General features: G+C 36.0%; 17 protein-coding genes and 1 pseudogene. 5 read left to right on the top strand and 13 right to left on the bottom strand.

What is annotated here, in order from left to right:
• The 11 genes and pseudogenes from EXE10_RS18455 to EXE10_RS18405 all read right to left on the bottom strand — a co-directional run.
• Positions 1–712 (bottom strand): annotated as a pseudogene (locus tag EXE10_RS18455) (MoeA protein); the annotation flags it as partial.
• Between the two features lie 12 nt (positions 713–724).
• Entirely contained in the window at positions 725–2,155 is a 1,431-nt protein-coding gene (locus tag EXE10_RS18450; RefSeq protein WP_130114358.1) for a MoeA protein, read from the bottom strand.
• Between the two features lie 217 nt (positions 2,156–2,372).
• Positions 2,373–3,581, bottom strand: a complete 1,209-nt coding sequence (trpB, locus tag EXE10_RS18445) for a tryptophan synthase subunit beta (RefSeq protein ID WP_130114357.1) — start codon at positions 3,579–3,581, stop codon at positions 2,373–2,375.
• Positions 3,582–3,632: 51 nt separating this feature from the next.
• Positions 3,633–4,820, bottom strand: coding sequence for a vWA domain-containing protein (locus EXE10_RS18440; RefSeq protein WP_130114356.1), 1,188 nt, complete (start codon positions 4,818–4,820; stop codon positions 3,633–3,635).
• Positions 4,821–4,835: 15 nt separating this feature from the next.
• On the bottom strand, positions 4,836–5,687 hold the full coding sequence (locus EXE10_RS18435; protein ID WP_087553084.1) for an AAA family ATPase: 852 nt from the start codon (positions 5,685–5,687) through the stop codon (positions 4,836–4,838).
• Positions 5,688–5,707: 20 nt separating this feature from the next.
• On the bottom strand, positions 5,708–6,121 hold the full coding sequence (locus EXE10_RS18430; protein WP_171422356.1) for a hypothetical protein: 414 nt from the start codon (positions 6,119–6,121) through the stop codon (positions 5,708–5,710).
• Positions 6,114–6,419, bottom strand: coding sequence for a YcgL domain-containing protein (locus EXE10_RS18425; RefSeq protein ID WP_087553086.1), 306 nt, complete (start codon positions 6,417–6,419; stop codon positions 6,114–6,116). The genes EXE10_RS18430 and EXE10_RS18425 overlap by 8 nt, the downstream gene beginning before the upstream one ends.
• Before the next feature lie 180 nt (positions 6,420–6,599).
• A complete protein-coding gene (locus tag EXE10_RS18420; RefSeq protein ID WP_130114355.1) occupies positions 6,600–7,742 on the bottom strand; it encodes a ribonuclease D in 1,143 nt (380 codons plus the stop codon).
• A 391-nt stretch (positions 7,743–8,133) separates the two neighbouring features.
• Positions 8,134–8,730 carry a recombination mediator RecR gene (recR, locus tag EXE10_RS18415; protein ID WP_130114354.1) on the bottom strand — a complete coding sequence of 199 codons (597 nt, stop codon included), beginning with the start codon at positions 8,728–8,730 and terminating at the stop codon, positions 8,134–8,136.
• Between the two features lie 10 nt (positions 8,731–8,740).
• Positions 8,741–9,070, bottom strand: a complete 330-nt coding sequence (locus EXE10_RS18410; protein ID WP_068973233.1) for a YbaB/EbfC family nucleoid-associated protein — start codon at positions 9,068–9,070, stop codon at positions 8,741–8,743.
• 111 nt (positions 9,071–9,181) lie between these two features.
• Complete coding sequence (locus tag EXE10_RS18405) at positions 9,182–10,369, bottom strand: O-succinylhomoserine sulfhydrylase (protein WP_130114353.1); 1,188 nt, start codon at positions 10,367–10,369, stop codon at positions 9,182–9,184.
• 141 nt (positions 10,370–10,510) lie between these two features.
• On the opposite strand from EXE10_RS18405, the gene EXE10_RS18400 reads away from it, so the two are divergent.
• The 5 genes from EXE10_RS18400 to EXE10_RS18380 all read left to right on the top strand — a co-directional run bounded on the left by EXE10_RS18400 (position 10,511) and on the right by EXE10_RS18380 (position 14,605).
• On the top strand, positions 10,511–11,602 hold the full coding sequence (locus tag EXE10_RS18400) for an alpha/beta fold hydrolase (RefSeq protein WP_130114359.1): 1,092 nt from the start codon (positions 10,511–10,513) through the stop codon (positions 11,600–11,602).
• Between the two features lie 21 nt (positions 11,603–11,623).
• Entirely contained in the window at positions 11,624–12,496 is an 873-nt protein-coding gene (locus EXE10_RS18395; RefSeq protein WP_130114352.1) for an NAD(P)-dependent oxidoreductase, read from the top strand.
• Positions 12,497–12,576: 80 nt separating this feature from the next.
• The gene (locus tag EXE10_RS18390; protein ID WP_068973237.1) at positions 12,577–12,843 is read left to right on the top strand and encodes a YARHG domain-containing protein; all 267 of its coding nucleotides are present in this window, start codon (positions 12,577–12,579) and stop codon (positions 12,841–12,843) included.
• 25 nt (positions 12,844–12,868) lie between these two features.
• Positions 12,869–13,285, top strand: a complete 417-nt coding sequence (locus tag EXE10_RS18385) for an HIT family protein (protein WP_087553092.1) — start codon at positions 12,869–12,871, stop codon at positions 13,283–13,285.
• Between the two features lie 222 nt (positions 13,286–13,507).
• A complete protein-coding gene (locus tag EXE10_RS18380) occupies positions 13,508–14,605 on the top strand; it encodes a porin (RefSeq protein WP_068973239.1) in 1,098 nt (365 codons plus the stop codon).
• An 88-nt stretch (positions 14,606–14,693) separates the two neighbouring features.
• Here EXE10_RS18380 and EXE10_RS18375 read toward each other — a convergent pair whose 3' ends face one another.
• On the bottom strand, positions 14,694–15,230 hold the full coding sequence (locus EXE10_RS18375; RefSeq protein ID WP_130114351.1) for a DUF4256 domain-containing protein: 537 nt from the start codon (positions 15,228–15,230) through the stop codon (positions 14,694–14,696).
• 82 nt (positions 15,231–15,312) lie between these two features.
• Complete coding sequence (locus EXE10_RS18370; protein WP_130114350.1) at positions 15,313–15,642, bottom strand: hypothetical protein; 330 nt, start codon at positions 15,640–15,642, stop codon at positions 15,313–15,315.
• Positions 15,643–15,770 lie beyond the last annotated feature (128 nt).

The following is a 15,770-nucleotide window of genomic DNA, read 5'->3' as shown; positions in this document are numbered from 1 at the left end:
AAGGCTTAATTTTCACAATTTCTGCTTCAAATCCCCAAAGTTTCATACATTCTTGAATATATCTAAACTCTGCATTACTGTTTAAATCTTCCAAGTCATAATCAACACAAAGTAAAGCAAATTTTGTGGTTTTATATGCAGTAACGTGTGTAATTTCAGCCTGTTCAAGTAACATTTTCTTGGTTAGTGTTATTATATTATCTTTACTTAAGATAATCTCTCTTTTTTTATAATCTGAACCAACTGAAATTAAACCTTTACCAATTTGTATTGGTTCCAGTCGTTCTCCTCCTTTCAGTGAAAAATCTCCTCGTACCCCCAACCATGCGGAATATTGTTCCGTTGGAATTACTGTATTTGCAATATTTCCAATTTTCATATAGCGTGAAATACTAGATGTATATTCTTTATTTAAAAACAGTCGAAATGGGTTTTCAGACCTCGACAAAGCACCATAAAAATTCACTATATCAATGCTTTTGATTTGTTCAGGAGTTGATACTTCATGTTGAATATTGAACATTTCTCCATCTATTGCGGATAATGCAATAGATGGGTAATCTGTATTGGCTTGAACATCTTCCGCCAATTTTCTGCCTAAACACTCTTCGATAGAAATCATTTCTGTAAAATTAGGGTTTGGCATTCTTTCATTAATTTTGGTTAATTGACGAAATATTTGATCTACAATTTTTTTGTTTTTTATATTCATATATAATGCTTCTTAAATTTCCAAATAATATAAATGATCACCTGCTTTTAAATCTCCATCAATCTTTTTGATTGGAATAAAGCAATTACAATTCCTGAAAAAAAATATATTATCGGGTCTTATATCATCCGTATCAAAAATAGTAATTTCTGCATTTTTTTTCATAGAAAACTTATCTGCATCTTGTGGTTCGAATTGCGTAACAAATGCCCATCTAATTGTATTTCGCTTCCCTTCTTTCCAATCAATATAATAGTCATGAGTTAAAACAGCCACTTTATAATCAGGAGAATGAAACTTCTGCTCTTTAAAACTTTTCAGCATGGGTTTAATCCACATAGTCATATTAATTATAATATCTTGCATACAACCTGGTAAATAACACACTACTGCACGATTTTCCAATCTAAAAACTCTGTTTCCTTTTGCCATATTGTTTTCATAGTATTTTTTTTGAAAGTTAGATATAGGTTGCCGTAAATCTCCAAAATAAATATAAAATTTATTGTCATCAATATAATTATTTAAAATAGAATAAGTTTGTCTAAAACCTCTTTTTAAACCTAAATTTCTTGTACTATATGAATCAGATAACCCACATGCCACTACAAAATCATATTCTTCTGTAATTTTTGAAATTTCTTTTTTAAATTGTTCAAATTCATTGGCTATGCCAGCATCAACAGCTTCAACATTCATTCTATTTTCTTTGACTGGTTTAATTTTAATAGTGTCAAAAATATACCCCCAATCTGTTAAACAATCTTGGATATATTGAAATTCAAGATTTTTATTATAATATTCAATATCATAATCTGCATACAAAACTACGATTTTAATATCTTTATAAACCAGTATTTTATCTACCCCTGCCTGACTCATAAGTGCTTTTTTAACACTGTTAATAATTTCATTTTGTTTTAGCAGTAACTCACTTTCTTGATAATCTTCTCCTTTAAGGAACAGCCCCTGTCCCTTAGTAATTGGTACTAATTCATTATCTTCGCTACTTATGATTTGTTCACAATGCCATGGATGTGCGTGTGACCTAGAAATTACTGTGTTCGCAATAGCGCCTATTTGTATATATTTATCTATAAATGATTGGATTTTGATATTTTTATCTAAAGCATAAGGATTTTCACCTAATTCTAATTTATTAAAAAAATTCTGTTTATCATGCTTTTTGAATTGATCAATCGTAGTGATATCTTCATCTAAATTAAACATATAGCCTTCTATGGCAGAGAGCGCTACTTGTGGATAGCAACGAGACGCAAATACATCCTGTGCAAGCTTTCGACCAACACTATCACTTACTTTGACCAATTCTTTTTCAAATAATGAATAATCTTTTTCTACCACTCTTCTGAATTGATGATCCATTAATTGGTAAATCATTTCTAGTACGCTATTGGCTGCATATATGTTTTTAATATTCATGAAAGACCTTTTTGAGTAATAGTATATTGTTAAAATTTCTTATAGTGTCCTTAAGTTCTTATTTAAGAATACTTTGTTCCAAAGTACTACAGATTTTACAAATTCAAACCGATTTACTATTAATATGCATAATACAAAGTTTTAATTTATGATTATTATATCAAACAATAAAAAACCTAGCCGAAGCTAGGTTTTATCAAATCAGATCGTTAGAAAATTAGTTCAAACCCAATTTTCCAGCAACATAATCTGCATCTTTATCACCACGACCAGAAAGATTCACAACGATCTTTGTTTCTTTAGACAGTTTCGGCGCTTCTCGAATCGCCCATGCCACCGCATGCGAGCTTTCCAAAGCAGGAACAATACCTTCCACACGAGAAAGTGTCATAAATGCATCTAAACACTCTTGGTCTGTTGCCGTTGAATATTCCACTCGACCCAAATCTTTCAAGAAGCTATGCTGAGGGCCAACGCCAGGATAATCCAAACCAGATGCAATCGAATGCACAGGTAAAGGCTGACCCTGCTCATCCTCAAGCACATAACACGCCATACCATGAATTTGGCTTGGTTTACCCAAAGTCAAAGTCGCAGAATGCATGTCTGTATCTAAACCATGACCCGCAGGTTCTACTCCAACCAACTTCACATCAGCATCATTTAAAAATGCGGTAAATGCACCGACAGCATTAGAACCACCACCGACACAGGCAACCACATAATCAGGTTGTGCGCCAAAGCGATCTTGAGTTTGGACTTTAATTTCATTACCAATGATTGATTGGAAATCACGGACCATTTTCGGGAACGGATGTGGACCAACCACAGAACCAATGGCATAGATAAAGTTCTTCGGATCTTTTAAATATTCTTCAAATGCGCTGTCTACAGCATCTTTTAATGTTGCAGTACCTTGAGTCACAGAAACCAGTTTTGTACCCAAAATCTTCATTTTCACAACATTTGGATGTTCTTTTTCAATATCCACTTGTCCCATATGAATTTCACATGGAATACCCACCAAAGCACATGCTGTTGCAAGAGCCACACCATGTTGCCCCGCACCTGTTTCTGCAATCACTTTGGTTTTATTCATATACTTGGCAAGTAAAGCTTCACCTAAGCAATGATTGATTTTATGCGCACCTGTGTGATTTAAATCTTCACGTTTCAAATAAATTTGCGCACCACCCAATTGATCAGACAAACGCTTTGCATGGAACAAAGGACTTGGGCGTCCTACATAATGGGCAAATAAATCAGCGAGTTCATTTTGAAATTCTGGTGTTTTACGAATCGCTTCATAAGCCACATTAATTTCATCCATCGCTTCTTTTAGATGTGGAGGAATAAACTGACCGCCGTACTCACCAAAGAAACCGTCTTCATTGGGTAAAGCTATTCCGTTAATTTGATGTTCCATCATATTTCCATTTTTAAATTGGTTGCTGGATAGATCTTCAAGTATTTCAAATCAACGTGATAAATACTTAGTCATGTCTTCAATGCCTTTCAGTGTCATTGGAAACATGTGATCTTCGAAAATTTGTTTGATCGCAGCAACGGTTTGAGTGTAGTGCCAATAATTCTGTTCTTCAGGATTCAGCCACGCAGTTTTTTCAAAATGATTGCGCAAACGACGAAGCCAAACTTCACCTGCTTCTTCATTATTGTATTCTACCGAACCACCGACTGATCTAAGCTCATAAGGTGCCATACTGGCATCGCCCACGACAATTACACGATAGTCTTTACCATAGGTATTAAACAAATCCCAAGTATTCATACGGCTTGATGAGCGACGGAAATTGTCTTTCCACACATAGTCATATAAGCAGTTATGGAAATAGAAATATTCTAAGGTTTTAAACTCGGTTTTGGCTGCGTTAAATAGTTTTTCACATTGGGCAATGTGTGCATCCATCGAACCACCAATATCAAATAACATCAAAACTTTGATACGGTTCCGACGCTCAGGTACCATTTGCACATCCAATATGCCCTGTTTTGCTGTTTCATAAATGGTACTGTTAATGTCCAACTCTTCAGCAGCACCTTGACGAGCAAACTTACGCAAACGACGCAATGCCATTTGCATTTGGCGTGTACCTAGAATCTGTTCATCATCAAGATTTTGGTATTTACGTTGTTCCCAAACTTTAACTGCTGAATTTTTACGGCTTGGACCACCGATACGAACACCTTCAGGATGATCACCAAATGCACCAAAAGGTGAAGTACCACCTGTACCGACCATGCGGTTACCACCTTGATGTTTTTTATGCTGTTCACGTAGACGCTCTTCCAGCATTTTCATCAATTCTTCAAGCGAACCTGCTTTCATCAATTCAGCACGTTGCTCTGGTGTTAGATGTTTTTCTAATAATTCAAGATCGAACCAATCTTTCGGTAATTTTTGAACTTTATTGAGCAGATCATCAATATCAAAGGTATGAATACCTTCAAAATAATCTTTCATAGCACGATCAAATTTGTCAAAGAAGCGCTCATCTTTGACCATCACCGTTTTCACTAACTGATAGAAATCATCTTGATCGGCAAAAACCAAACCTTCACTGACAGCTCGGTTTAAGTCTATCAATTCTCGGGTCGAAACAGGGACACCATATTTTCTGAGGGTATAGAACAATCGCACAAACATATTGCGATCTCCCCATTAACGACGCGACATAAAGGCTAAGCGTTCAAGCAATTGAACATCTTGCTCATTTTTAATCAGTGCACCATACAATGGTGGAATGGCTTTAGATTTATCATGATTGCGCAATACATCTTCTGGCATGTCATCTGCCATGAGTAAGCTTAACCAATCAATCAATTCAGACGTAGATGGTGGTTTCTTTAAACCAGGCACTTGGCGTAACTTAAAGAACACTTGTAAAGCTTCAGAAACCAAAGTGCCTGAAATACTTGGAAAATGAACTGCGATAATTTCACGCATCGTCGCTTCATCTGGGAATTCGATATAATGGAAGAAACAACGACGTAAGAACGCATCGGGTAATTCTTTTTCATTATTTGAGGTAATGATCACGATTGGGCGTTGCGTCGCAGTAATCGTTTCACCTGTTTCATACACAAAGAACGACATTTTATCGAGTTCATGCAACAAGTCATTTGGAAATTCGATGTCTGCTTTATCAATTTCATCAATTAACAGTACACAGCGCTCTTCGCTGGTAAACGCTTCCCACAACTTACCTGGTTTGATGTAGTTTTTAATGTCATAAACGCGATCATCACCTAACTGGCTGTCACGTAAACGAGAAACTGCATCGTATTCATACAAACCTTGCTGAGCTTTGGTTGTAGACTTAATATGCCAAGTAATGAGTTTTAAACCAAGACTTTCAGCAACTTGCTCCGCAAGCAAAGTTTTACCTGTACCAGGCTCCCCTTTGACCAGTAATGGCTTTTGCAATGCACGCGCTGCTTTTACAGCCAGTTTCAGACTATCCGTCGCGATATACTGTTCAGTACCTGTAAATTGTTGAGAATCAACAGACATAAATAACCTTTATTTTTTATTTAAAGTGGTGAAGTATTTTTTGCTACTGTGCTTTGTTGGGTAATTTTATTGGCTTTGTAGTTTGACCAAAAGTAACCGATGACCAATCCAATCCCGATGACAAAACTGATCAAAGCAAGATTAGACCAAACCAATGGTGTGTCTTTAGTTAAAATACCAAATAACAATCCGAAAATTGCAGGCGCAATTTCAGAGTTAGGTCCTTCAGAAATTGTTGGGGTTGCAAGAACTGCAAATACAATAATCCATGTAATACCGCCAAGCAGTGCTGGTAGGCGTTTTGCAATACCATACCAACACCATAAAATGATCAGTGTCCCAAGAATATAGACTGTAACTGCAATACTATCTTCTGGGATAGAATCAAATAAACCTAAAAAGTTTGCCCATATTCCTGATAACTGCTCAAGCACCACGTAGTCCCTCTGGTTCAACCGCATTCGGATTAATTAAACCTTCTGGTGGCATTTGAATAAAGAAGCCTTTTGTTTGTAACGAATCTATTACATGTGACACATTCACACGTGCCAATTTACGAGATTCAGATAACTCAAGATGCATCACATGTGTCGCACGACCAAATGCAACACGTAGTGCGTCTGACAAAACCGCTAAAGGATCAGCATTTTCATCTTCATTTGGATGATCTGGACGAGCCACATAAAGATACATTTCGTCTTTTTTGCTCGATTTGTAAATATCACAATGCATTTTAAACAACAGCTTCAATAAAACTCATGTCACAGCATACATGAAAAAAACGACAGATACATTATCGAAAGTTTACGCAGCAGTCGTTATTTATCGTCATTTGTAAATCATTGATCAGAAATAGATCACTTTATGTATTTAAAAGTTCGATGAATCAGTCATGCCATGAGCCACTTTTATTCAATCATTCACTTTCATCTGTTTTGATAAATATTGCTCATCTTCACGTAGTAAGCGAATTAATGGTTGCGTTAAAAGATCATAGCGCCAACCCAATAAATAGCCTGGCAAATCTTGCTCATCACCATGAAAGACCACATGCTGATACAAGGCATTCAACCATTTTTTACGCATCAATACTTCTTTCGGTACTTGTGCATCTTGTGATATTTGCGTAATTAAATGGTCTAATTCAGCCGTAATCCCTTGTGATGAATGCTTAATTGGACGTGCAATACGCAATGGCCACTCATCCATTTCAGGTAAAAACTTCAATAAATCCAAAATCGTCTTGCCATGCTCTCGCACCACATTTGGACGAATGCCTTTCACACTCGAAAGTTGAAACATATTTTTTGGATTGACTTCAACCAAATCAATCATTGTCGCACTTTTTAGAATAAAGCTACGTGGTTGATTGAGCGCTTTCACCATCTCTTCGCGCCATACACTCAATTGTTGCAATTGCATCAACTGTTTTCGTGAATGTCGATAATTCCCAATATCACTATATAGCCTTTCTTTTGGTGTTTCAGACGCAATTTCAATAGTCAAATTTTGACAATCTTCAAGTACGTGTTGATATAAACTTTTTTGTTCTAATTCTACTTTCAACTTATCTGCTAGATTCATAATGTATAAAACATCATTAGCAGCATAATTCATTTGGTCGGATGTTAAAGGGCGCGCTAACCAATCTGAACGTGTTTGATCTTTATCAATATCAATATCTAACACTAACTTTAACGCATTCTGATAACTCACTTGCAAACCGTGCCCAAGAAATGACAAAGCGACTTGGGTATCAAAAACATTGGCTAGGTTTTTCTGGTCAGCATAATGAAAAATTAAATCAATATCTTCGCCACAAGCGTGAAAAATATTTTGTTGCGCTTGGAATAACTGTGCCCAAAATTTTTCTAAATTTAATGTTGTACCATCGAGCAAAAATACCTGACCATTGACATTGATCTGAAAAACACCGAGCTTTGGCCAAAGTGTATCGACTTTTATAAATTCAGTGTCTAAGCCATAAATTGATGCTTGCTGCATTAAATGCAACACTTGATCAAGTTCAGCCTGTTGATTGATAAATTGAAACATGTCAGTTGAGTCAAATGTGATATTCGAAAGTGTCTTCGATTTTACCTGAATATATAATATATAAATATAATATTTTTAAACTATTTCCATATAAATACTTTATTTTACAGTAAATTTAAGAAATCAATTTAAATTTAAATATAGTTTTTACAACTTACTCAACACATTGTTTAGAATATATGATGAATAGATTTACAAATCATAGATGTAGCTGAGTTTACCTAAAAAAATAACGGATTAATGTAAATATATTTAAACAAAATAGGGTTTATTTCACTTCTATGCTTCTAATTTCAAAAATTAAAAACAAAAAGATCCATAAACCCTAAAGCTAAACTATTTGAATGCAGTTTAAATCAATTTATTTAAATAAAATATTTACAACAGTAAATTACTTCATTTTCATACGATTATGTACAGCCTGACTCAGCGTATGACTGTCCACATATTCCAGCTCACCACCTTGCGGCACACCCTGAGCAATACGCGTCATTTGTATAGATAAATGCTTTGTCGCCTCTACCAAATAATGCGCAGTCGCTTGCCCTTCTACTGTTGCATTCGTTGCAAGAATGACTTCTGTGACCTTTCCATCACTCAAGCGTTGAACCAAATAAGGGATACCAATTTCTTCAGGGCCAATACCATCCAAAGGTGACAAATGTCCACCCAAAACATGATATTTCCCTTTAAAACTACCACTTTGTTCAATCGCCATAACATCAGCCGGCGACTCAACCACACAAAGCAACTGGTCATCACGCTCAGTAGAACAACAAATATCACAGACTTCATTTTCAGTCAGTGAATGACAAATACCACATTCATGAATATAAGAAGTTGCTTCATTCAACGCATGCGCCAAACCAATCGCACCCTCTTTATTCTTCATGATTAAATGCAATGCCATACGTTGAGCCGATTTTGGTCCAACGCTTGGCAATATTCGTAAGGCTTGTACGAGCTGATCGAAACGGTCGCTAAACACCTATACTTCCTTAGAATAAACCTGAAAGACCTGGTGGTAAGCCCATACCTGAGTTTGCAGCTTTCATTTTTTCTTCTGAAATCGCTTCAGCTTGACGTGCAGCATCATTCATTGCCGCAGCGATCAAATCTTCAATCATATCCGCATCATCTTGCAAAAGTTCAGGATTGATTTCGATACGTTTAACCACGTTACGGCAAGTCATGGTCACTTTGACTAAACCACCACCTGCTTCAGCATGAACTTCAGTTTGTGCAAGCTCTTCTTTGGCTTTTTGTACGTTTTTTTCCATGTCTTTTTGCATGCGTTGAGCTTGCTGCATGAGCATATTAATGTTCATAAATTACTCCGAACAAAAGTCCTTTGATTCAAATACTAACTCAATAGTCTAGATCAGACTCAATCCGATCTAGACCATTTTCTAAAATTAATTCGTCAATTCGTGCCTATCTTAAATTAAATCTAGGCCATGAGAAAGGTCACCAATGATATCATCGATGTTTTCCAAACCAACTGATACACGAATCAACCCTTCAACAATACCCGCTGCTTGTTTAGCTTCCGCTGACATACGACCATGTGAAGTTGTCGCTGGATGTGTAATTGTTGATTTAGCATCACCTAAGTTACTGGTAATTGAAAGGAAACGAGTATTATCAATGACTGTCCAAGCACCTTGACGTTCACCTTTCACAACAAATGATACAACACCACCAAAGCCTGATTGTTGCTTTTTAGCCAATTCATGACCTGGATGATGTGGCAAGCCAGCAAAATAAACTTTTTCAACTTTTTCATGTTGATCTAGCCATTCTGCTAATTTTTGTGCACTTTCACAATGCGCTTTCATGCGCAGATTGAGAGTTTCTAAACCTTTTAAGAAGATCCATGCATTAAATGGACTCATCGAATTACCTAAGGTACGAATTACCCCGTTAATTTCTTCTACAAGCTTGTCTTTACCAACAACAGCACCACCAAGTGCACGACCTTGACCATCAATATATTTTGTTGATGAATATACGATTAAGTCTGCACCAAACTTAATCGGTTGCTGTAATACAGGTGTACAGAATGTATTGTCTACAGCGAATAATGCATTGTTTTCATGGGCAATATCTGCAATCGCCTGCATATCACCCACTTGAGCCAATGGATTTGATGGCGTTTCAATAAACAATAAGCGTGTATTTGGACGAATCGCCTGTTTCCATCCTTCAAGATCATCTAAATCTACAAAAGTAACATCGACACCAAACTTAACGACATATTTTTCAAATAATGAAATGATTGAACCAAATACAGCACGTGAACAGATTACATGATCACCGGCTTTTAAATATGCCATACATACTGCATGCACAGCCGCCATACCTGAACTTGTTGCCACGGCACGTTCTGCGCCATCCATAATCGCCAAACGTTTTTCAAAAGTTTGAACTGTAGGATTGGTATAACGTGAATAGGTATTCCCTTGAATTTCACCAGAAAATTTAGCAGCAGCATCAGCAGCGCTTTCGCATACAAATGATGAGGTTAAATAGATCGGCTCACTATGCTCACCCTCAAAACCACGGGTATGCCCTGTACGAATGGCTAAAGTATCAAGTTGGTATTCAATGTCGTCGTGCTGGCTCATTTCAACTACTCAGTCCTAAAACTGCCTTTGTAAAATATTGCCAACATTTTGAGCGTCCAATGTATTTAAGGTCAAGGTAAAATGTAAAATTATCGCTTACACTTCGGACAAATCTGCTTAAAAATGAGACAAACATCGCTTATGGCACGAGTATCGACAAAGTTTCAAGAACGAAAGGCTAAATTAAAAAATCTGTCTACGCGAATTTTTAATGGAAAGTCACTCGTCCTCTCACAAAGTACACCTTATGATGTGATTGCTGAACACGATCAAACCAAGGTGCGCTTCTACGCAGCCCCTGAAAAAAAATTTAAAGAACCACTGGTCTTTACTGCTCCCTTATCTATCAATATGGCGATTTATGACTTATATCCATATCGTTCATTGATTAAATATTATACCGAACAAGGTTTTGATGTTTATTTACTAGATTGGGGAAAACTAACTTTCCAAGATAGACACTTAAACTTCTTATATTTTATTGATGAATCAATGCCTTATTGTATTGAAAAAATTCGTGAACATTCTCAAAGTGAACAAATTTCATTACATGGTTGGAGTATGGCAGGTATTTTTGTATTGCTTTATACCGCGATGCAAACGCCGAATTATGTTAAAAATTTAATCGTTCTTGCAAGTCCAATTGACAGTTATGCCTCTGGTGGTATTGGTAAACTCTATAAAAGAATAAATAGTTTAATTATTAAAAATAAGAAAATTAAAGATACCCTATACAGAGGTGGTTTACCAAAAAAATTCATTCATTCACCAGGTCTTTTAAATGCTATTGGCTTTAAAATTTTAGACCCTAAAGGCTGGTATGAAGGTCATAAGCAGTTACTTCTTAATCTTGATGATAAAGAACTGTTACATGAACATGCAACACTTGGCAATTTTTTAAATCACATGGTGGATTATCCAGGCGGTATTAATCAAGATATGTTGTTTAATGTCTGGCTACAAAATCCATTAAAAAATGGCTCAATCCAACTTAGTAGCAACATCATCGAGCTTAAAAATATCAATTGTTCACTCTTGGTCGGTGCTGGTAAAGGTGACCAAATGGTAACAGCAAATGCAGTTAAGCCTTTAAGCGAATTGACAAATAGTACTGATGTCACGTTTACTCTTATTCCTGGAGGACATTTAGGTTTGATGTCGAGTCAAAAAAGTGCCGATGAATTTTGGCCTAAAATGTCTGAATGGTTAGCACAACGATCAAGCAAAATTTAAAAGCAGGCTTAAGAGAGAATTATGAGTACAACAGTTGCATTTATTGGATTAGGCGCGATGGGTTACCGCATGGCAGCACATCTACCTAAACATTTCGATACGGTTTATGTATGGAACCGTAATTTCGAAAAAGCCAAACAACATGCAACGGAGTATGCTACGACAGCTGTTGAAATATCCCAAGCCGTACAAGCCGACATCATTTTTTCATGCTTACCGACCAGCTTAGATGTTGAGAATTTAATCCAAGATTTAGAAATTAAATCAGGTGCTATTTGGGTGGATTGTACTAGTGGTGTGCCTGAGTCTGCGCGTAAACTTGCTTCAACACTTGCTCAAAATAATGTTCAATTTCTTGATGCACCTGTGAGTGGTCAAACGATTGGTGCAGAAAATGCAACTCTGACCTTTATGGTCGGTGGTCAAAAAGATGCTTTTGACCAAGCTCTTCCAGCAATGCAAGCACTCGGTAAACTGATTAAACATGTGGGTGATTCAGGTGCAGGCTTTGCAGTTAAAGCCGTGAATAATATGATGATGGCAGTACATCTGTGTGCCGCTGCTGAAGGTTTTACCACTTTAAAAGCACATGGTGTTAACTTAAATGAAGCTTTAGATTGTATTAATGCTTCCAGTGGTAAAAGTGGTGTAACTGAATCTGTTTTACCTCAACGTGTTTTCAATCGAAGCTTTCCCCTCACCTTTGCACTACCCTTACTTGCCAAAGATACTGGAATCGCTGTTGATTTAGTCCGTGAAGCCAAATTATCCACTCCAGTCATCAGTTTGACTCAAAATTTAATCAATATTGCCAATAGTCTTGCCGAACCAGAGAGTGATTTTTCGAGCGCTGTAAAAATGTACGAATCATGGAGTAAAATTACATTAGATTAATTTTTCGCCATTGAATAATAATAGTTACACCCTATAATCTAATCAAGTGACACGTGAATATGTCAATTTGAGGTAATACAATGAATAAGTATGTTATCGCGGCATTATCCGCTTTATCTATTTTTGTGGGTACACAAGCATTTGCTGACAATGCTCAGGAATGTAAAAAATTACAGGATGACTCCAATGTCATTTACGCATCTAAAGGTTTTTGTTTCAAAGATCCTGAAGCAAAAGCTAAATATGGTAATGACAATTGTTATACAAGTAAGCCTAAATTTTCTGAAAAAGAGCAACAAAAACTTGACTCTATAAAGGAACGTCAGAAAGAATTGAATTGTAAATAACATTCGACAATTTAAGGAAATGAATATGGCTTACGATGATCAGAATATTTTTGCACGAATTTTACGGGGTGAACTTCCTGCAATAAAAGTATATGAAGATGATCAAGTCCTTGCTTTTATGGATATCATGCCACAAGCAGATGGGCATACATTGGTGATTCCGAAGACACCTGCTGTAACTTTACTCGATTTAGATCCAGAAGCAGCTGCCTATACCATTAAAATTGTACAAAAAATAGCGCAAGCGATTGAAACAGGATTAGGGGTAACAGGCATTGTTTTAATGCAACTTTCTGGTACTTCTGCTGGACAAACAGTTCCGCATGTTCATTTTCATCTGATTCCAAGTTCTGTTCATGAATTAGGAAAACATGCTATACAAATGGGTGATCAAGATAAAATTAAAGCTTTTGCTGAGAAAATTAAAGCTGCACTCAACTAAAAAGTTAAATAATTAAATATCTTAAAAAAAGAGGCTCATCGAGTCTCTTTTTTATTTTTGAAAACATTCATATAAATTTCGTCATTAAACTGTCATTTATTCTTCACTTATATGTAACAAAGTTTGCAGATACTGCATGCAAGTTAGTAAGCAACTGAACGAAAGACTTACTAAATAAAAAAAGCAACAGCAAACCCTTGAACATGTTTTGGAGAAATCTCAATGAAAAAAGTGCTACTCGCTGCAGCAATCGCCACTCTTAGCTTAAGCGCAGCTCAAGCAGCGCCTACATTGTATGGTAAGCTCAACGTATCTTTAGATCAAATTGACAAAAATGGCTTTAAAGATGAAAGCGTTACAAAATTAAACTCTAACTCATCACGTATTGGTGTTAAAGGCGAAGAAAAATTAACTGATAAATTATCAGCTGTTTATTTAGCAGAATGGGCAATTTCTACTGATGGTTCTGGTTCAGATACTGACCTTAATGCGCGTAACCGTTTCCTAGGTGTAAAAGCTGATGGTGTTGGTACATTAAAATTTGGTAAGTATGACTCTTATTTAAAAACTGCTGCTGGAAGCAACCAAGATATTTTCAACGATCACACTGAACTAGATATGACAGCTATCTTAGCTGGTGAAGATCGTCTAAATAACGTAATCGGTTTTGAATCTGATAAAAAATTACTTGGCGGTTTAGCATTTAACATCATGTTCCAACAAGGTGAAGAGTCTGAAACTGCAAATAGCGCTACTTTAGGTAATAAAGGTAGCCGTAATGGTTTTGGCGACGGAATTTCTGGTTCGATTACTTACGACAATAAAGATTATGGTATCGCTGCTGCTGTAGCTGCAAACCATTCAATTGCATCGAAATACAGTGCCTACAACCTTTCTGGTGTCTACACTGATGCAGTACGTGTAACGGGTTCTATCGACTTAAAAACTGCAGGTATTGATGGTTTAGTATTTGGTGCTTTATGGCAAACAGCTCAACCGACAGATGATACTGTTGCAACAAGCTCTGGCACTCCTGCTGTAGTAACATCTTATAAAGGCCTACAAGAAGATTCTTTTGGTGTAACTGCTGCATATGCGATCCCGTCTACACCAATTAAATTAAAAGCTGAATATATCTCAGCAACAACAGAATCAAATGGTCGTGATGATCGTCAACAAGATATCTACGGTATTGGTGCTGATTACAACATCAATAAACAAGCACGTGTTTACGGTGTTGTAGCTCAACAAAAACGTGATTGGTTAGTAAAAGATGATAAGAAAACTGTGATCGGTTTAGGTATGGAATATAATTTCTAATACTGAACAAATCACAGTTAATAAAACGGTAAGTCTAGGCTTACCGTTTTTATTTAAAATTTAAGTAAAAAATGCAACGACTAAATAACTAACTTGTCCGAAATCCACGTGAAGAATAATAAGACTGCGCTCCATTATGGTATGTAAATACTTGCCGATAACGATAATCACAGAAAATCGCACCTCCTAAACTCCTAATTGATTCAGGTGTTTGCACCCAGCTCGATGTTTTAAAATCAAAATGGAAAATAGATTGTAAATCACGATATTCTTGCTCTGTTAGAAGTTGTGACCCAATTTGCTTTACACAAGAGATCACACTATTTTGGGGTAAATGATCTTTCCTACTCTTCAATGCCTCTTCATCATAACAAAAACTTCTGCGTGGCTTAGGGCTTTCAACACTACAATCATAGAATGTAATGACATTAGATTTTGAATCCATGACAACAACATCAGGTTCACCACCCGTTTGCTCCATTTGAAATAAAGCATTCAATTTTTCAGGGTTTAGTAGTAATTGCTCATAAACCGATGCCCATTCTAGAGTAGAGTGACGGAACATATTCGCCTCAAATCTCTTTTTTAGAAGCTCCAGAGTCTGATCTACCAATTCTTTATCCATAATTTAATTCCAAAATAATGAATAACCCAATTTCGGTATCCTTTTTTCGGTATCCTTTTGAAAGACTACATTTAAAATAAGCCTACCATTTCTCAAATTGTAAATTATCAATATTCTCAATTTGAATCATGGCATCCAATTCGTGAACTATTTGTAATGCACCCATCATTGTTGTATTTTTTGTATACGAACCATCAAGTTCAGGTATAGGAATATCAACCAAGATAGAATGATCTTGATTAACCATAAACTGTATACACAAATCATTCTGATCAATAATTCCTAAAAAATTATCTTTAATTAACAAGATCTGTTTCATAAATTGAATTATTTCTTCTTTTGATGCAGTTACTTCATTATCAGCAAGAATTTCTTCGCCTTCATAATCCGTAAAAAAATATTGATATCGCATTTTTATCTTAATTTGATTTATAAAAATAGAATATAACCAACTTATTTAATGACACTCAATACTGCGTTAAGGCTTTTTAGTTACTTTTATTATTACACATTGTTTCACCCAATAAAAAACACCCCAAA

The sequence above is a fragment of the Acinetobacter sp. WCHAc060033 genome (assembly GCF_004209125.1).
Classification (GTDB): domain Bacteria; phylum Pseudomonadota; class Gammaproteobacteria; order Pseudomonadales; family Moraxellaceae; genus Acinetobacter; species Acinetobacter wuhouensis.
The sequence above is the reverse complement of the archived record's forward strand: the minus strand, read 5'-3'. Positions and strand labels throughout refer to the sequence as shown.